Consider the following 18,917-nt stretch of genomic DNA (forward strand, 5'->3'; position numbering starts at 1 on the left):
GCCGTCGTGACGGCGTGATCGCGGGTGTGGCGCTGCGACTGTTGTACCCCATCGCTGACCGGTCAGGTGGCCGCTGCGCTGTTCACCGCCGCACCGGACCCCCTGACCCGTGCCCCGGGGGACTGGGTCGGGACCGCACTGGCCCGGGGAGGTTGAAAGCACCGCGCACACCGGCTGACACAATGGACGAATGGCTCTGGGTTACGTCCTCGCTGTGTTGGCGACCCTGGCGTCAGGCAGTGGTTCGATCTTGGAGTCGATGGGTGTCCGGCGTGTCGCCGCGCACGGCGGATCGTCTCGCGATCTCATCGCTCTCTGGCGCCAGTGGCGGTACTTCCTCGGTCTCGGCGTGAACCTGCTGGGGTTCGCGTGCGCGTCCGCGGCCCTGCACCGCCTGCCGCTGTTCCTCGTCCAGTCGATGCTCGCGTTCAGCGTCGGCGTGACCGCCATGATCAGCGCCTTCATGGGCACCCGCCTGCGCAGGTCGGGGTGGGTGGCACTGGCCGTCGGCGCGATCGGCCTGGTCCTGTTGGGCGTCTCCGCGGAGCCGGGCAGGGCCCAGGCCCTGCCGCCGCAGTGGCGGTGGGTCCTCGTGGCCGTGGCACTCCCGGTGGCGGCGATCGCCGTCTACGCCCGCCGCCACAACCACGTCTGGGCCACCGTCGCACTGGCCTTCGGCTCCGGCATCGCCTACAGCGTCGTCGGCATCTCGGCCAGGACCCTCCACCTCCCCGACACCGCGTGGCGACTGGTCCTCGAACCGGCGGCCTGGGCCATCGTCCTCAACGGCCTCGTCGCGGCAGTGCTGTTCGCGATGGCCCTGCAGAAGGGCGGCCCGACCGGTGTCACCGCGATCATGTTCACCACGAACACGGCGCTCTCGTCGTTCGTCGGCCTGGTCTACCTCGGTGACACCGTCCGCGACGGGTACCTGACCGCCGCGACCATCGGGTTCGTGCTGGCGTTCGCCGGGGCCATCGCCGTCGCCCACTACTCGGCGAACACCCAGCAGAAGGAAGGCACAGCGCCCGCCGGCCGTGCGCCGGCGAAGCACACGATCTCCTCGCTGGACCAGCGGTAGCGCCCGGCGCGCTCCGGCGACGTCACCTCCGTGAGACGAAGCCGCCGAGTGCGGAGGACAGCTGGGTCCGGCGGCGCACACCGAGCTTGCGGTAGATGCTCGTGAGGTGGAACTCGACGGTGCGCCGGGTGACGTTGAGCTTGTGCGCGACCTCGTCGTTCGACCTCCCCTCCAGCACCAGGCTCGCCACGCGGTACTCGTGCGGCGTCAGCAGCGCGGTGGACGAGGGGCCCGGTGGCGGCACGCTCGCCGGCTCGGCACGAGGCCGCACCAGCTCACTCCCCGCGGCGCCGACCCCCAGACCCGCGAGCCGCTGTCCTGGCTCCACGACGACGCCGCACTGCTCGCCCAGCATCCGCGCCTCCGCGAGGTGGCGCCGTGCCGCGTCGCGGTGGCCCTTCTCCCACTGGGTGACGGCGAGCTCGAGCAGCACCCTGGCGTGCAGCATCCGCGCGGGCGACCCCCTCAGCAGCGCGTCGGCCTCGGACAGCCAGGGCGCGGCGGCGGCACCGCCGGTCACGATGCCCACGGTCAGCAACGCGCGGGCCACGACGGTCGGCGCGCCCCACTTCCGTGCCAGCGTCAGCTCTTCGAGCGCCAGGTCCAGTGCCTGCCTGCGCTGCCCCAGTCGGAGCCTGGCCAGCGCCGCGTAGGAGCGCCAGGGGCGCACGGCCGGACTGCCCATGCCCCAGGACACCAGGCGCTCACCGCATTCGAGCTGGTCGGCGAGCGCTCCTGCGGCGTCACCGCGCTCCATGCGCAACGCACCCCTCGCGTGCAGGAGCGCGGTGTGCGGCCAGGTCTGCGGCAGCGTCCGCGTCCTGCCGAGGAGCAGGAGGGCCTCCTCCGCGTCGTCGAGGGCGCCGAGCTCCATGTGTGCGCGCATCAGCGCTTCGACGGCGTAGACGTTCCCGAAGTGGTCGGGCGGCAGCTCCGCCTTCCTCGCCGCGGACAACGCGAGCCTGGCGTCCGCGACCGCTTCGGTGAAGGACCCGCAGTGGTAGTGCGCCCGGGAACGGACGGTGTGGCCGAGCAGCTCGATCAGCGACAACCCCTCCCGGTGCGCTTCGAGCAGGACGTCGTTGCAGTAGCGCATCACCAGTTCGAGGTCATCGGTGCGGATGAAGGCGTTGAGCACGCCGAGGAGCCGCTGCGGGTGCTGCAGCATGGCGGCCGCGCCGTTCTGCATCGCCGCGACGGCCGCCTCGCGGCACAGGTGCAGGTCGGTTCCCCGGTTGCCGGCGTCCTCGGCGATCAGCGCCGCGAGCCTGCGACCACGTGCGTCGCGACTGCGCCACTCCCGCTCGTCGAAGCGGGTGAGGTCCACCTGGCCGGTCGAGGGGTCCCGCGACGGCACCGTGAGCTTTCTCAGCAGCTGCAGCATGTCGACCGCCGCGGGGATCTTGGGCCCGATCTCGTCCACGGCGCGGCTCAGCACCTCGTCCGCCTTGTCGTAGGCACCGTCGAGGTACAGGACCTGGGCGAGCCGGCAGACGACCGCGAGGGTCCTCTCCGGGTCGTCCAGCTCGCCGATGCCCTCCTCGAGGTGCACGACCGCCATCCGCGGGTCGACGTAGGTCTCGGCGAACCCCAGCCGCAGCACCAGGTCTCGCCTCTGTGCGGCGGAGACGTCCTCCTGCAGGGCCCTGTTCAGCAGTTTCGCACCGGACTGGGGATCGCCCTCGGTGATCAGCGTCTCGGCGGCGGCCCGGAGCGCGTCCACGGCCCAGGAACCCAGACGGGAGGACGTCCGCAGGACGTGCCGTGCGATGAGGAGGGAGGACGCGCGCGTCCGGTGCAGGAACCGCGCGGCTCTGGCGTGCAGCTCCTCCTGGTCACCGTAGGCGACGGCCTCCTCGATCCCGCTCCTGAGCGCCGAGTGGGCGAAGGTGAGCTCGCCCTCCGGAGCGAGCACCCCCATCCCCTCGAGCTGGCGCACCTGGTCCGCGGCCGCGCCGCTGCTCATGCCGGTGACCGCGGCCAGGAGCTCCAGGTGAGGTGGCACCACGACGGCGATCGCCTTGGCGACCTCGACCAGCTCGCGTGACTGCCGGTTGAGCCGCGCGAGCACGGACCGCCCCAGTTCCTCGGGCTGCGGGGTGATCAGGTTGGCCGCGGCCTGCTCGTCCGGTGCCACCGACTGCTCCCTCATCAGGGAGAGGATCTGGGTGGACACCATGGGGCAGCCGTTGGTGGCCCGCAGGAGGGAGGCGGTGAACTTCTCGTGCGGTGCGCGTCCGAGCACCTGCTCGGTGAGGGCCGCGACGTCCGGCGCGGTGAGAACGCCCAGCCGCAGCCGCTCCGAGTAGATCTCGAGCTCGGCGAGGAGGATCGGATCGGTCGGCCGGATGCCGGACGTGCGGCCCAGCAGGATCGTGACCGGGAGCCGGGCCACCCGGTGGACCAGGTAGTTCAGCCAGCGCAGGGACGGCACGTCCGTCCACTGCACGTCGTCGATGACGAGGCAGAGGGGCGCGTGCTGCGCGAGACCGGTCGTGATGCGGTAGAGGTCGCGGATCGCCCGGTGGACGTGGACCTCCTCGAAGTCGCCCAGGTCGCCCGCGGGGTGCCCGGCGATGACCGCGTGCCCGTGCGGTGCGGCTTCCTCGTCCCAACCGCTGGTCCGCTCCAGGCGCAGGTGCTCGAAGAGCTGCTGGACCACGGCGAACGGCATCTCCCGCTCCATCGGCGACGCCACGGCCCTGCAGATGACGAATCCGCGTTCACGTGCCATCGAGCACGCGGCGTCCAGCAGTGCCGTCTTGCCGATGCCGGTCGCTCCTTCGAACAGGAGCGTGGAGGGCATGGCGGCCTCCGCTGCGTCCAGGGCCTCCGTGATGCGTTGCAACTCGGCCCCGCGGCCGACGAGGGCGGTCCGGCTGTTGAGATTCCGGCGTCGACTTGCGTCGGCTTTCATCGTGAACGCTCCGTAGTCAGCAGCTGGTCCGTTCGGGTAATAATCGTATTAGTCCACGGGTGTTAAATTTGCTCTTTCAATTCCACGCGAGGGTACCCTGCTGGTCACGGGCGTAAATGAGGCATTCGGGGGACGCTTCTCCCGGGGTGCGACGAGATTTATCACATCCGCACGAGGATGTCGTTTGGGGCGATAAGGAAAAAAGAGAAAAATGAATTCGGTCACACCTCCGCCGTGTGCGCTGCCTCTTGATCGAAGTCGCCTCTCGATTGAAGGCAGTCGTGACCGGCGGGGCAAACCGGTGTTCCAGTCCCTGGCACAGGACGAGCCCCTCCGGCTGACGGCTCCGCGAGATCAGCTCAGGCACCGCACCGCGCGCAGCAGAATGCCGCCCTCGCGGTAGCGGAAGGCGGCATCCTGGGTGAGGCGGAGATGGAGTTCTGAGCTGTCGTCACTGCGGCATGTTGCCGTGCCGGTGCTCCGGGCGCCGGGCACGCATCAACGGACGGATGACCTTGATGATCGCGTCGCGGGTCTGCGTCGGCGTGATGAGCGCGTCGACGGCTTGGCGTGCGGTCGCCAGTGCCGGCGACAGTGCTTCCGCGCGGTAGTTCTCCAGCAGCTCCTGGCGCTTGCCGGGGTTCGCGGCGAGCTCGCGGCGGAACACGACCTCCACCGCGCCCTCGGCTCCCATGACGCCGATCTCCGCCGTGGGCCAGGCGAACACGCGGTCGGCGCCGAGCTGCTTGGAGTTCATCACGATGTACGCGCCGCCGTAGGCCTTGCGCAGGATCACGGTCACCCTGGGCACGGTCGCTTCCGCGAAGGCGTACAACAACTTGGCGCCGCGGCGGATGACGCCGTCGGTCTCCTGGGACCGGCCGGGCAGGAAACCCGGGGTGTCGACGAGCGTGACCAGGGGGAGGCCGAAGGCGTCGCACATCCGCACGAACCGTGCGCCCTTCTCGGCCGCCTGGGCGTTGAGCGTGCCCGCCAGCGTGTTCGGCTGGTTCGCCACGACCCCCACCGGCATGCCGTCCACCCGCGCGAAGCCGATGACGATGTTCGCGGCGTAGTGCGGCTGGAGCTCGAGGAAGCTGTCCCCGTCGACCAGCCCGCGCACGACTCGCCGCACGTCGTAGGTCTTGCGCTGTTCGGACGGCACCTCGGGGTCGGTCTCCGGCTCGCGGGCCAGGTGCAGCGGCAGCTCGTCCCAGCACGAGCTGGGCAGGTAGGACAAGATCCGGCGCACCAGCGGGAACGCGTCCTCGGGGCGTTCGGTCACGAGGTGTGCGAGGCCGGACATGGCGGAGTGGACGGGCGCACCGCCGAGGTCCGCGGCGGTGACGTCCTCACCGGTCACGCTGCGCACGACCTTGGGACCGGTCAGGAACATGTGCGCCTGGCGGTCCATCACGATCAGGTCGGTCAGCGCGGGGGAGTAGGCGGCACCGCCCGCGCAGGCACCGAGGATCACGCTGATCTGCGGCACCCGCCCGGACAGGGCCACGTTGCGGCGGAAGATCGACGCGTACCCGTCGAGAGCGGAGACCCCCTCCTGGATGCGCGCTCCGCCGGAGTCCAGCACGCCCACCACCGGGCACCGCGCCCGCTCCGCCTGGTCGAGGACCTGCGCGATCTTCTGCGCGTGGGTGGCGCCCAGGGTCCCGCCCAGCACGGAGACGTCCTGGGCGAACACGGCGGCGGGCCGCGCGTCGATCTCGGCCGTGCCCGTGATCACCGCATCTCCAGCGGGTGTCTTGGCCTGCATGCCGAAGGCGGTGCACTGGTGCTTCGCCTCCGCGCCGAACTCCACCAGGCTGCCGGCGTCGACGAGCGCGTTCAGCGCGTCGCGGGCACCGGGCTTGGCCGGCTTCACCGGCGCGGGGGTCGCGGCCGGGTTAATCGTCGTGGTCACGGGTTCTGTCTCCGTCGGCTCTCGTGGTCAGACCAGCGGCAGATCGGGTACGGGCAGCAGTTCGGCGTAGGCCTCGACGTAGTCCGCGGAGGCGATGGGAGCGCGCAGCACGTCGTTGGAGATGCCGAAGGCGTCGACGACGTCCTCGACCCGGGGCAGGAGCCGTTCGTCGACCGCAGCGACCAGCGAGGGCAGCTCTCGGGCCTGAGCGGGTTCGAGGGTGCCGTCGCACAGGTGCCAGGCCGCGTCCCGGCCCAGTTCGGCGAGGGCGAACCGCAGGAACAGCGCCCGGAGGACCTCACCGACCTCGGCGGAGGTGGCTCGCTGCGCCAGCGCGTGGAGTTCTTCGAGGGCACGCCGCACGCCGTGCACCCTGCCGAGCTCCGAGGCCGGCAACGCGGCGCTGTTGGCTCGCTCGAACGGGTCGTCACCGGTCCTGCGTGCCGCGCGTGCTTCCTCGTAGACCCTGTTCTCGCGGTGCGAGAACAGGCGGAGCAGGAACTCCGGGTCGTCCAGCGCGCCGTGACCGGGTGCCGAGACCGGTGGCTCGTAGCCGCGGCCGAGCAGCATCTCGTTGGCGGCGTCCAGGAGCACGACCTGGTTGTCGCCCTCGGCGGTGATCGATCCCTGGACCAGTGCCACGTAGGGCGAGATCCTGTTGTGCGCGAACATGCCCCGCGCTCCGCACCGTTCGATGCAGGTGGTCACCACGTCCTGCGCCGTCCACGTGACCAGCGCCTTGGTCACGGCGAGCGCGCGTTTGACCTCGACCGAGGCGAGAGAGCTCCGCGCCGCCTGCCGCCTGGTCCCGTTCAACAGCACGCTGACGGCGCACGTCCTGGCCAGGGCGTCGAGCAGCTGGGCCTGGTGGGTCCGGAAGGTCATGACGGGAACGGACCGGCCACCGGAGACGGTGACGTGCCGGCCGTGCGCGTGCCGGACGGCGATGAAGACGCTGGCGCGGGCGGCGGCCGCGGTCGCGGAGGTGAGGCAGAGCTTGCCGGTCTGCACCCTGGTCATCGCCCTGGTGAACCTGCGGCGCAACGACCTGACCGCACCCGTGCGGCTCCCGTCCGCAGCGATGACCGGCTCTGCGGCGTCCAGCAGCAACGCTCGCGGAACGCGCACGCCCCGGAAGGTGGTGACGGCGTTGTCGAGCGCCAGCCCCGGCTTGTCGCCCAGCGGCTTGACGTCGACTCCCCGGCACGGGCCGTTCTCGTCGCGGATGCGCACCACGAAGGGGAACACGCCCTCGTCGGCACCGTCGATCTCCAGCCGGGCCAGCACCACGGCGATCTTCGGCACGCCGTCCAGGCCGGTGTTGGGCATGAACTTGCGCGCCTCGTGGCTCGGCGTGGTGAGCACGAACTCGTCGGTCGAACGGTCGTAGACCGCCCGTGTGCGCAGTTCGGCGACGTTGTTGCCATAACCCAGCTCGGTCGCGAGGAAGACGCCGACCGAGTCCATCCTGGCCAGCTCGTCGACCACGGCGGCCAGCTCCGGCCGGTCACCGCCGAGCTCCAGGACGGCGCCGAGGCACAGGTTGTAGTGGATGGTCAGCACCGACACCAGGGTCGGGTCGAGCACACCGGCCCACTCGTGCAGGACGAGGAAGCGCTCCAGGTCACCGCTGACGAACTCGCGAACGGGTCCGAGCTCGGCGTTGACCTGCCGCAGTCGGCGGTAGGCGAGAGCGGCGTTCTCGGCGGGCGAGCGGCCTTCCACCTGGTCGAAGGCCGCAGTGGAGAAGAGCTTGGCGTACCGGTCGTGCTCCTCGTCGGCGCCGTACCGCAGCAGTCCGCGCAACTCCGCCACCTGGTCCGCGGTGAGACGCGCGAGCGCCTCCGATCGAGCGTCGTGCGCAACCACTTGCTTGCTCCTTCTTCTCTGGGTGCCGGTCAGGGCGCGCCGACGAGCAGCGCGGCGTTCTGCCCGCCGAACCCGAACGAGGTGCTCATGGCGATCTCGATCGCCTGCCGCCTCGCCACCGGGGCGAGGTCGAGGTCGATCTCCGGGTCGAGGTTCTCGAGGTTGGCCGTGGGCGGGACCAGCCCGTGTTCGATGCTGAGGGAGGCGTAGACGGTCTCGGCCGCCCCGGCCGCCGCGAGCAGGTGGCCGGTGACGCCCTTGGTCGAGGCCACCGAGATCCCGTCGCCGAAGACCTCGCGCACCGCTTTCGCCTCTGCCTGGTCGTTGAGCTTGGTCGACGTGCCGTGCGCGTTGAGGTGGTCGACGTCCGCACCGGTGAGGCCCGCGTCCAGCAGCGCCGCGGTGATCGCCGCGCGTGCGCCCACGCCGTCGGGGTGCGGGCTGGTCACGTGGTGGGCGTCGGCGGAGGCGCCGTAGCCGAGCACCCGGCCCCGGACCGTCGCGCCGCGGGCACGGGCGTCCGCCTCCCGTTCGAGGACGACGATGGCCGCGCCCTCCGCCGCCACGAACCCGTCCCGGTCGCGGTCGAACGGGCGAGAGGCCCTGCTCGGGTCCGCTGACCGCTTGGTGAGCGCCCCCATCCTGGCGAACGCGGAGAGCACGAGCGGCACGAGCGAGGCATCGGCGGCACCCGCGACCGCGACGTCGCACGCACCGGACTGCAGCAGCATCCGCGCCGTGCCGATCGCGGTGGCACCGGAGGCGCACGCGGTCGACACCGTCAGGTTGGGACCGGTCGCCGACAGGTGGATGGCGAGCTGACCGGCCACCATGTTCACCAGCGACATCGGCATCGTGAGCGGTGAGGTCGCGGCCGGGCCGCGGTTCAGCATCGCCACGTGCTGCGTGGTCAGCGTCTCCATGCCGCCGACCGACACCCCGATGACGATCGCGACGCGGGCGCCGTCCCAGTCGCTGGTCCGCAGTCCCGCGTCCTGGACCGCCTCGCCGGCGGCGACGATGCCGAGCTGGCTGTAGCGGTCGAGCCGCCGAGCACCGTGACCGAGCAGCATCCGCGCGTCGAAGTCCGTGACCGGGCACACGACCTGGGTCCCCAGCACACCGAGGTCGGGACCGAGCACGGCCGTCGGTTCGCCGGCGCTGACGCGCTTCCAGTTCTCGTCGACGCCGACGCCCGCCGAGGTCACCATCCCCCGGCCGGTGATGACGACCTCGGGACGCGAGGTCATGCCGCGACCTTGCCGCTCAGCAGCCCGGCGACGTCGGCGATCGTGGTGACCGTCTCGAGCTCCTCGTCGGAGATCAGGACGTTGTAGTGCTCGCCCATGACGACGCCGAACTCGACCACGTCCAGGGAGTCGGTCAGCACCTCTTCGAGCGCGGTGTCCGCGGTGATCGTGTCGGCCGGAACCGCGAACTTGGTCGTCAGGACCTCGGCGATCGTGTTGTACACGCTGGACAAGACGTTTCCTCCTGCGATGGGCGGCTCGGCGGCGCGTCGGCAACCGTTGGCAGCACCAACTCTGCGACAGGTGGGGGAGGTCCGTGCTGTGGAGAACCACAGTCGGTTGTGTGACCTGATCGGACCGTGCGGCCACCTCGCCATCCCGTCCACTTAGGACCCGAGGACGACGGACCCGCTGGTGTGCCGATGACATCGGTGCGGTTCGGCTTGGCGGTGATGCGGCCGGGAACGCGCCGCTGTGGACTTCCACAGTCGATTCCGGCTCGCGCTGGTTAGCGTCGATGACGTCGTACCGGCGTCGACGCGCCACGCGAGATCAACGGGAGAACGTATGACAGCGGATCAACGCCGTGCCGCGGTGCTGTGCGGGATCGGCACGTGGTTGCCGTCGAGGGTGGTGACGAACGACGAGCTCGCTCGTCAGCTGGACACCTCGGACGAGTGGATCCGGAAGCGGACCGGCATCCGGGAGCGCCGGGTGCTCGAACCCGGCATGTCGACCTCGGTCCTCGCGGTGGAGGCGGGTGCCCGTGCGCTGAAGTCGGCCGGTGGCGCGGACGTCGACCTGGTGATCGTGGCCACGACGACACCGGACCACCCCTGCCCGTCCACCGCGCCCGAGGTCGCCAGCAGGCTCGGGCTGAGCGGGGTGCCCGCCTTCGACCTCAACGCCGTGTGCGCGGGCTTCGTGTACGCGCTCGCGACGGCCGCGGGCCACATCGCCGCGGGCATCGCCGAACGCGTGCTGGTGATCGGCGCCGACACCTTCACCACGGTGCTGAACCCGCAGGACCGCACCACCGCGGCCATCTTCGGCGACGGCGCCGGCGCGGTGGTGCTCCGCGCGGGCACCGCGGACGAACCGGGCGCCTTCGGCCCGTTCGACCTGGGATCGGACGGCACCGGCTCGGACCTGTTGATCGTGCCCGCCGGTGGTTCCGAGCAGCGCGGTTCCGGAGAGCCGCTCGACCCCGCCGACGTCCACTTCCGGATGGACGGCCAGCCGGTGTACCGCCACGCCGTGGCGCGCATGAGCGAGTCGGCGGGCAAGGTGCTCGACAACGCCGGCTGGCGCCTCGAGGACGTGGACCGCTTCGCGTGCCACCAGGCGAACGCCCGGATCATCAGCGCGGTGGCACGCAACCTCCGGGTGCCGGAAGAGCGCTTCCTCCTGAACGTCGACCGCGTGGGCAACACGGTCGCCGCCTCCATCCCGCTGGTCCTCGGCGATGCCGCCGCCGCAGGGGAGCTGGTCGCAGGCAACCGCGTACTGGTCACCTCGTTCGGCGCGGGCCTCAGCTGGGGTTCCACCGTGCTGACCTGGCCGGAACTGGTCATCGAGTGACCGCCTCCCCGGAACCGCTCACCACCACCGCCTCATGACGGCCCGGATCTTCGCCACACCGGCCGACCTGCTCGACGCCGTCGGCGACCGGCTCGGCACGAGCTCGTGGCGCACCGTCGACCAGCGCACGGTGGACGGCTTCGCCGACGTCACCGGCGACCACCAGTGGATCCACCGTGCGGGTCCCGCGGCCGACGCGGGTCCGTTCGGAGGACCGGTGGCGCACGGCTTCCTCACCCTGTCGCTGGTGGTCCCGATGCTCGACGAGGTGCTCCGCGTCGACGGGGCCTCGTCGGTCGTCAACAGGGGCGTCGACGCGCTGCGCTTCACCACACCGGTTCCGGCCGGAGGACGCATCCGGCTGACCGCCGAGCTCACGTCGGCGAAGTCGCGGGCGCGTGACTTCGTGGAGGCCGTGGTGTCGGTCGTCGTCGAGGTCGAGGGGAAGCCCCGTCCCGCCTGCAAGGCCGACCTGGTCATGCTCTACCGGTGAGACGGCGTTCTTCCGGCGGCGGTTGCGCCATCCAGATGACGTGAAGGACTGAATGGTCTAATCAGGGGTACCTCGAACGGGAGACCGAGAGTTCGGGAGTTCCCATGACCACCGTGCTCGTCGCCGATGACGATGCTGACGTCCGGGACGTCGTGGTGTTCAAGCTCGAGCAGTCGGGCTACGACGTGCTCGTCGCCGAAGACGGCGCCACGGCGTTGACCCTGGCCCGCGACGCCCTGCCGGACATCGCCGTCCTGGACGTGATGATGCCCCGGATGACCGGCCTGGACGTCTGCCGGGAACTGCGCGCGGCCGAGGCCACCGCCGGCATCCCGGTGATCCTGCTGACCGCCCGTGCCCGGGAGAGCGACGTCGAAGGCGGCTTCGACTGGGGAGCGGACGACTACCTCACCAAACCGTTCAGCCCCCGTGAGCTGGCCAGCCGGGTCCGCGCCGTCCTGGCCCGCAGCCGGCGATGACCTCACCGGTGTCCCCGTCGATCGACCGCGACGTGCTGGTCGTCGCGGTGGGATGCCTCGCCGTGCTGCTCGTCGCCCTCTCCCTGGCGGTGTTGGCCGGCCGGTGGTGGCTGCGGGTCACCGACGCACGCCGCGCGGGCCTGGTGGCTTCCGCTCGCCCGTGGCTGGTCCGGCTGGTCGCAGGAGAAGACGACGATGCCGTGTCCGTGGAACGGCTCGCCGCGGTGGATGCGCGCACGTGGCGCGCACTGGAGCCGGTCGCGGTCGCCATGCTCGGCAAGGTGCGCGGCGAGGCGCGAACCGCCGTGGTCGGCCTGCTCGAACGGCGGGGTTCGGTGGAGCGGGCGATGCGCGGCGCACATCGGCGCAGCGCCGTGGTGCGTGCCCGGTCGGCCCACCTGCTCGGCGCGGTGGGCGGACCGGGGGCGACGGCGCAGCTCGCACGACTCCTGGGGGACCGAGACCTGGAAGTGCGGGCCGTGGCCGTGCGGGCCCTCGGCCGGCTGGCCGACCCGAGCGCGGCGGTCGCACTCGTGCACGGCCTGCGGCGCACACCCCCGCTACCGCACCACCTGGTCATGACCGCGCTGCGGCAGGTCGGCCCAGCGGCGGTCCCACCGTTGCTCGCCGCGGCGGACCACGCCGACGACCTCGTTCGCGCCCAGGTCGCCGAAGCCCTCGGCCTGATCGGCGCGGTGGCGGCGGCACCCGTGCTCGTGGCGATGCTGCGCACCGACCGCTCCACCGAGGTCCGCCTGCGTGCGGTCCGTGCTCTCGGCCTGATCGGCGCTCCCATCCCGGTCGACGACGTCATCGCCGCCACCTCCGCCCGCGAGCCGCTCGTGCTGCGGGTGACGGCGGCCGAGGCCCTGGGCGTGCTGGGCGCGCGGCGCGCGGTCCCGGTGCTGACCGAGCTGGTCGACGATCCCGTGCATTGGGTCGCGCACACGGCCGCCGCGTCTCTCGCCGCGATCCGCCCTGACGGAGTGGCCGCTCTCGCGCGGCTGGCTGACCGTTCGGGGCACGCCCGGGAGGCTCTGGCGGCGGCGAACGCCAGGGGGTTGTCGGCGACGGTGCGGCCATGACCGCGTTGGGCGTCGTCAGCGTCGTCGTCGTTCTGGCCAACTGGTTCGTGCTGGCCTACTTCCTGCTGCTGAACACGAGCTACCTCGGCCTGATCCTGCTCGCGGTGCGCGAGTTCCGCCGCCACCTCCGGCGCCGCCCGTACGCGGGCTTCGAAGAGACGTACACCGACCCGTTGGCGCTCGGGGTCTCGGTCGTGATGCCGGCGCACAACGAGGAAGCGACGATCGTCGAGAGCGTCAACGCCATGCTGGCCCTGCGGCACCCGCTCTTCGAGGTCGTGGTCGTCGACGACGGCTCCACCGACGGCACCTTCGACGTGCTGCGCTCCCACTTCGGTCTGGTGGAGGTCCCGCGGGTGGTGCCGGAGGACGTCCTCACCCGCGGCGCCATCACCTCGGTGCACGCCCCGCCGGGAGCGGTGCCGCTGGTCGTGGTCCGCAAGGAGAACGGCGGCAAGGCCTCGGCGAACAACACCGGCATCAACGTCTCGGTCCAACCGCTGGTGTGCATGGTCGACGCCGACTCGCTCCTCGACCCGGACGCCCTGCTCGTCGTGGCCAGGCCCTTCGGCGACGACCCTGAACACGTGGTCGCCACCGGCGGCGTCGTGCGCGCGGTCAACGACAGCACCGTCACGGCCGGACGCGTGACCGAGCTGCGCATGCCGAGGACCTGGTTGGCACGCACGCAGGTCGTGGAGTACCTGCGTGCGTTCCTGCTGGGACGCTCCGGCTGGTCGGCCCTCAACGCGCTCGTCGTCGTCTCCGGGGCGTTCGGCCTGTTCCGGCGCGACGTCCTGGTGGAGGTCGGTGGGCTGGACGTCGACACGATCGGGGAGGACGCCGAACTGGTCGTCCGCCTGCACCGCTGGATGCGCGAGCACCGGCGGCGCGCCAGGGTCGTGTTCGTCCCCGAGCCGGTGGCCTGGACCGAGGTGCCGGAGTCGCTGCGGGTGCTCGGCCGCCAGCGGCGCCGCTGGTCCCGAGGCCTTGCGGAGGTCCTGTGGAAGCACCGCAGGATGCTCGGGAACCCGGCGTACGGCGCGGTCGGCACGCTGGCACTGCCGTTCTACGCGCTGTTCGAGCTGCTCGCGCCGGTGGTCGAGCTGTTCGGGCTCGTCGCACTCGCCGCCGGGCTGCTGATGGGGGCCGTCGACTGGGCCTTCGCCGTGCTGTTCTTCCTGGTGGCGTTCGGCTACGGCGTCGCGCTCTCCCTCGTCGCCCTCGTGGTGGAGGAGTACTCGTTCCACCGCTACCGCGGCTGGCGTGACCTGGCGGTGGCCCTCGTGGTGGCGGTCGTCGAGAACGTCGGCTACCGGCAGCTGACGGCGGTGTGGCGGCTGCGCGGCCTGGTGGACGCCCTGCGGGGCGGGAAGGCCGAGTGGGGCCGGATGACGCGGGTGGGGTTCGCCAGCGCCGAGCCCGCGGGCGGTCCCGTGCCCGCGTCCGGACCGGTGGCACATCCGGGAGAGGCGGTGCCCGATGCCCGTTGACCTGCGTGACCGCGACTCCGTGCTGGCCGAGTACGGCATCGAGGACCTGGGGCGCCATCCCGACCTGGAAGCTCTCGCGGAGCTGGCCGCGCAGGTCTGCGGGGCACCCCACGGCGCGGTCAACCTGATCAGCGAGCACCTGCAGCACCAGGTCGCGGCGGTGGGGATCTCACCCTCGGTCTGCTCGCGGGAGGACTCGATGTGCGCGGTCTCGATCGTCACCCCGGAGCCGGTCGAGGTGTTCGACGCACGGGAGGACCCCCGCTTCGCCGCCAACCCCTTCGTCACGGGCCGGATCGCATCGGTCCGGTTCTACGCCGCCAGCAGGCTGCAGGCGCCCTCCGGCGCCGTGCTCGGCACCCTGTGCGTCTTCGACGACGTCCCCCGCCGGCTGGACCCGCGACAGCGGCGCAGCCTGGACCTGCTCGCCCACCAGGCCGTCGACGTGCTGGAGCTGCGACGGTCCGGCCTGGCGCTCACCCGCACCGTCGCGGAACTGTCCGCGGCCCGCGCCGAGCTGCTGCGCTCCAACAGCGAGCTCGCCGACTTCGCCGGACGGGTCAGCCACGACCTGCGCAACCCGCTCGCGGGCATCACGGGATTCCTCGAACTGCTGTCGGACCACCCTGCCGTCGTGGCCGCCCCGACCGCCGGGCGACTGGTCGAACGCGGCAGGGGCGCCGCGAACCGCATGCACGCCCTGGTCGACGAACTGCTGGAGTACGCGAAGCTCGGCGGACAGCTGAGGTGCCGGTCCGTGGACCTCGGCACCCTCCTCGCCGACCTCGTCGACGACCGCTCCACCGGCGCGGGAACCGAGCCGGTGGAGCTGGACCTCGAACCGCTGCCGGCAGTCCGCGGCGACGAGACACACCTGCGAGCGCTGCTGCAGAACGTCATCAGCAACGCGGTCCGCTTCGCACGCCCCGACCGGCGGCTCCGCGTGCGGATCCGGGCGAAGCACAGTGGCGAGTTCGTGCGCGTCGAGATCGCCGACAACGGCAGGGGCATCCCACCCGCACGCCGCGAAGAGGCCTTCGCGCTGCTGAGCCAGGTGCACCAGCACGGCACGGTCGAAGGCGGCACGGGCATCGGACTGGCCACCTGCCGACGCGTCGTCACCGCCCACGGCGGCACGATCGGAATGGCCGACGGCATCGACGGCGGCTTGACCGTCTGGTTCACCCTGCCCGCCGCCTGATCGAGCCGAAGCGATCTTGCGGAGACGTTCGCCAGGGCGTGACGTGATGGCACGCCGGCCGGTAACACCGCGTGCCGGGGCCACGACATGCCGTGGGGAACGTCGTGGTGCGGTCGACAGGAGCTTTGCGCGTGCGGTTGGAGTCGTTGACGTCCAGTGTCCGGTTGAACGGGGTGGAGCCGGGCGAGACGGTCACCGTCCTCTTCGCTCAGCCGCACGGTGCCGACACCGTCGAGCTGACCTACAAGCGCGTCAACGGCTCCTTGGGGCAGCGCCTCGTCTACCGCGACGACGAGGACTCGCTCACCGTCGCCGACAGCGGGGCGCGTGCGTTCGACGCTCCCGCGGAGGACTTCAAGCTGGCCGCCGAGGCCAAGCGGATCCAGCTGGCCGGCCTCTTCGACCCCATGCTCGCGGTGGCGACCAGCAACGTCCGCCCGTTGCCGCACCAGATCTCCGCCGTGTACCGGGAGCTGTTGCCGCGCACACCGCTGCGGTTCCTCCTGGCGGACGACCCCGGCGCGGGCAAGACGATCATGGCGGGTCTCTACGTCAAGGAGCTCGTGCTCCGCGACGACGTGCAGCGGTGTCTCGTCGTGGCTCCCGGTGGGCTGGTCGAGCAGTGGCAGGACGAGCTCTTCTTCAAGTTCGGCCTCAGCTTCGACCTGCTCACCAACCAGCTGATCGACGCGAACGTCAACGTCAACGTCTTCGATGCGAAGAACCTCGTGATCGCGCGGATGGACCAGCTCGCCCGCAACGAGGAGCTCCAGCGCAAGCTGCTGGAGAGCCGGTGGGACCTCGTCGTCGTCGACGAGGCGCACCGCATGGGCGCCAACTGGTTCGGCGGCGAGCTGCGCAAGACGAAGCGGTTCCTGCTGGGGGAGAAGCTCGGTGAGATCGCCCGGCACCTGCTGCTGATGACCGCCACCCCGCACTCGGGCAAGGAGGAGGACTTCCAGGCCTTCCTCACCCTGCTCGACCGGGACCGGTTCGCGGGCAGGAAGAAGACCACGGTCGACACCGCGGGGCTCATGCGCCGCGTGGTCAAGGAGGACCTCCTCACCTTCGAGGGGAAGCGGCTGTTCCCCGAACGCGTCGCCGAGACGGTCCCGTACCAGCTGACCCCGCTGGAGCAGGAGCTGTACGAGGACGTCACCGAGTACGTGCGCACCGGGATGAACCGGGCCGAGCGCCTGGACGGGAAGCGGCGGAACACCGTCGGGTTCGCGATGACCGTTCTCCAGCGGCGGCTGGCTTCGAGCCCCGAGGCGATCCACCGGTCACTGGGCCGCCGCGCCGAGCGGCTCGAACGCAAGAAGCGCGAGATCGAGGCGGGCTCGTTCGCCGAGTCCTTTCCGAACGCCGACCTCGCTGTCCTCGACGACGACGAGCTGAGCGCCGAGGAGCTGGAGTCCCTCGAAGAGGAGGTCGTGGACGCCGCGACGGCCGCCCAGACCGTCGCCGAGCTCAGCGCCGAGCTCAAGGAGCTCGACGTGCTCATCGCGGCCGCGTCCCGGGTCCGCGCGTCCGGCACGGACCGCAAGTGGTCGGAGCTGTCCCGCATCCTCCACGACCACACGCTCACGACCGATGGCAGGGGCGTGCCGCGCAAGCTGATCGTCTTCACCGAACACAGGGACACGCTGGACTACCTGCGCGGACGCATCACCACCCTGCTGGGGCGGCCCGAGGCGGTGGTGGCGATCCACGGCGGGGTGCGGCGACTGGACCGGCGCAGGACCACCGAGGAGTTCACCCAGAACCCGGGGTGCCAGGTGCTGCTGGCCACGGACGCCGCGGGCGAGGGCCTGAACCTCCAGGCCGCGCACCTGGTGGTCAACTACGACCTGCCGTGGAACCCGAACCGCATCGAGCAGCGGTTCGGGCGCGTGCACCGCATCGGCCAGACCGAGGTGTGCCGGCTGTGGAACCTGGTGGCCACCGACACCCGTGAGGGCGAGGTCTTCGCCACCCTGCTCCGGAAGCTGGAGCAGATGAGCGAGTCCTACGGCGGGAAGGTCTTCGACGTCCTCGGCGAGGCGTTCGCGGAAACACCCCTGCGCGACCTGTTGCTGCGCGCCATCCAATACGGCGAGCAGCCCGAAGTACGGGCGCGCATGCACGAGGTCATCGACGAGGCAGCCGGGAAGAGGGTGCGGCACCTGCTCACCGAGCGGGCGCTGGCCGCGACCGGCTTCTCGGACGACGACCTCCAGACGATGCGGGCGGCGATGGACGAAGCCAGGGCGAAGCGCCTGCAGCCGCACTACGTCGAGATGGCGTTCAAGGTCGCGTTCGCCCGGCTGGGCGGCAAGGTCGTCCGGCGGGAGAAGGGGCGCTTCGAGATCCCCCACGTCCCACCGGCGGTCCGCGCCCACGCGCACGCCCCGGTCGCGTCGCGGTATGAGCGGGTGTGCTTCGCGCTCGACCACATCGGGGACGAGGAAGCCGTCCGGGCCGACCTGCTCGCGCCGGGCCACCCGCTGCACGACGCGGTGGTGGACCTGGCGATCGAGCGGTTCTCCGGTTCCCTCGCCGCCGGCACGGTCCTGGTGTCGGCGACGCTGGAGAAACCCCATCTCCTGGTCGGCGTCGAGGAGACCGTGAACGACGCCACCGGCGCGTCCGTGGCACGCCGCTTCGGGTACGTGTTCGTGGACGAGCACGGCACCGTCACCTCCGCGGGCCCGGCGCCGTACCTGGACTGCGTGGCCGCTCCTCGCGGCCACGGGGTGGACCAGGCCAAGACCGCCGCGTGGCTCGCCGACGCCGAGACCAAGGCGCTCAGCTGGATCAGCGCCCACCGGCTCCGCGAGTACCTCGACGAGGTCCGCCCGGCCCGTGCCGCCGAGCTGGAACGGGCGCGCCACCAGGTCCGGGAACGCCTGGTCGCCGAGCGGGAGCGCCTGCTCCGGGACGCCTCCGCCGCCCAGGAGAAGCAGCGGCGCGGGGAGAAGGTGAAGGAGACGGCCACCAGCCTCGCCGGCAAGGCCGCCGAGCTCGACGTCCGGCTCGCCAGGCGCATGGAGCTGCTGGACCGGCAGAGCCACATGTCGACGCAGCCACCGCGGTTCGTCACCGCCGCACTGGTCCTCCCGCTCTCACTGGTCGCCGACGAGATCGACCGGAACGCGCCCCTGCACGCCAAGGAGACCAAGGAGGTCGAGCGGCGCGGGATCGACCTCGTCCTGGCGGCCGAGCGGAAGCTCGGCCGCGCACCCGAGGAGCAGGCCTTCACCAACCCCGGCTTCGACGTGCTCTCCGCCGCCCCGGACGGCACCGCCATCCGGATCGAGGTGAAGGCGCGCACAGCGGGTGCCGAGGACTTCTTCGTGACCCACAACGAGGTCATGACGGGCAAGAACGCCGCACCCCACTACCGCCTCGCCCTCGTCTCCGTCGACCCGCGCGGTCCCGAGCACGACCAGGTGCGCTACCTCGCCGATCCCTTCAGGACCACCGACCTGGGAGGCTTCGCGGCGACGGGCGTCCGCGGGGACTGGGCCCAGTCGTGGTCGAAGGGGACAGCGCCCTTCTGACCAGGACA

At 71.4% G+C, this 18,917-nt stretch carries 13 protein-coding genes; 8 read left to right on the forward strand and 5 right to left on the reverse strand.

The features are described from left to right. Positions 1-259: 259 nt before the first annotated feature. Complete coding sequence (locus ACZ7CD_RS07870; protein ID WP_360383612.1) at positions 260-1,081, forward strand: hypothetical protein; 822 nt, start codon at positions 260-262, stop codon at positions 1,079-1,081. Between the two features lie 22 nt (positions 1,082-1,103). Here the strand turns inward: ACZ7CD_RS07870 and ACZ7CD_RS07875 are convergent, their stop codons facing one another. The 5 genes from ACZ7CD_RS07875 to ACZ7CD_RS07895 all read right to left on the reverse strand — a co-directional run bounded on the left by ACZ7CD_RS07875 (position 1,104) and on the right by ACZ7CD_RS07895 (position 9,259). After that, a complete protein-coding gene (locus ACZ7CD_RS07875) occupies positions 1,104-3,998 on the reverse strand; it encodes an ATP-binding protein (protein ID WP_458432357.1) in 2,895 nt (964 codons plus the stop codon). 451 nt (positions 3,999-4,449) lie between these two features. Next, on the reverse strand, positions 4,450-5,916 hold the full coding sequence (locus tag ACZ7CD_RS07880; protein WP_470378574.1) for an acyl-CoA carboxylase subunit beta: 1,467 nt from the start codon (positions 5,914-5,916) through the stop codon (positions 4,450-4,452). Between the two features lie 27 nt (positions 5,917-5,943). Further along, positions 5,944-7,785: an acyl-CoA dehydrogenase family protein gene (locus ACZ7CD_RS07885; RefSeq protein ID WP_470378575.1), complete on the reverse strand. Its 1,842-nt coding sequence runs from the start codon at positions 7,783-7,785 to the stop codon at positions 5,944-5,946. A 29-nt stretch (positions 7,786-7,814) separates the two neighbouring features. After that, complete coding sequence (locus ACZ7CD_RS07890; RefSeq protein ID WP_360383601.1) at positions 7,815-9,035, reverse strand: beta-ketoacyl-[acyl-carrier-protein] synthase family protein; 1,221 nt, start codon at positions 9,033-9,035, stop codon at positions 7,815-7,817. Further along, a complete protein-coding gene (locus ACZ7CD_RS07895) occupies positions 9,032-9,259 on the reverse strand; it encodes an acyl carrier protein (RefSeq protein WP_458434402.1) in 228 nt (75 codons plus the stop codon). Before ACZ7CD_RS07895 ends, ACZ7CD_RS07890 begins: the two co-directional genes overlap by 4 nt. A gap of 343 nt (positions 9,260-9,602) precedes the next feature. Here ACZ7CD_RS07895 and ACZ7CD_RS07900 point away from each other — a divergent pair, with 343 nt between their 5' ends. The 7 genes from ACZ7CD_RS07900 (at position 9,603) to ACZ7CD_RS07930 (ending at position 18,909) form a co-directional block, all read left to right on the forward strand. Then, positions 9,603-10,616 (forward strand): beta-ketoacyl-ACP synthase III, encoded by a 1,014-nt coding sequence (locus ACZ7CD_RS07900; RefSeq protein ID WP_360383599.1) that lies wholly within the window; start codon positions 9,603-9,605, stop codon positions 10,614-10,616. Between the two features lie 34 nt (positions 10,617-10,650). Continuing rightward, complete coding sequence (locus ACZ7CD_RS07905) at positions 10,651-11,109, forward strand: MaoC family dehydratase (protein WP_360383596.1); 459 nt, start codon at positions 10,651-10,653, stop codon at positions 11,107-11,109. Positions 11,110-11,213: 104 nt separating this feature from the next. After that, positions 11,214-11,588 (forward strand): response regulator transcription factor, encoded by a 375-nt coding sequence (locus ACZ7CD_RS07910; RefSeq protein ID WP_360383593.1) that lies wholly within the window; start codon positions 11,214-11,216, stop codon positions 11,586-11,588. Beyond that, entirely contained in the window at positions 11,585-12,673 is a 1,089-nt protein-coding gene (locus ACZ7CD_RS07915) for a HEAT repeat domain-containing protein (protein ID WP_470378576.1), read from the forward strand. Before ACZ7CD_RS07910 ends, ACZ7CD_RS07915 begins: the two co-directional genes overlap by 4 nt. Next, positions 12,670-14,166, forward strand: a complete 1,497-nt coding sequence (locus tag ACZ7CD_RS07920) for a glycosyltransferase family 2 protein (protein ID WP_470378577.1) — start codon at positions 12,670-12,672, stop codon at positions 14,164-14,166. Before ACZ7CD_RS07915 ends, ACZ7CD_RS07920 begins: the two co-directional genes overlap by 4 nt. Then, entirely contained in the window at positions 14,156-15,367 is a 1,212-nt protein-coding gene (locus tag ACZ7CD_RS07925) for a sensor histidine kinase (protein ID WP_470374003.1), read from the forward strand. The genes ACZ7CD_RS07920 and ACZ7CD_RS07925 overlap by 11 nt, the downstream gene beginning before the upstream one ends. A 131-nt stretch (positions 15,368-15,498) precedes the next feature. Continuing rightward, positions 15,499-18,909 (forward strand): helicase-related protein, encoded by a 3,411-nt coding sequence (locus tag ACZ7CD_RS07930; protein ID WP_470378578.1) that lies wholly within the window; start codon positions 15,499-15,501, stop codon positions 18,907-18,909. Positions 18,910-18,917 lie beyond the last annotated feature (8 nt).

It is taken from the genome of Lentzea sp. NPDC036949 (assembly GCF_055608075.1).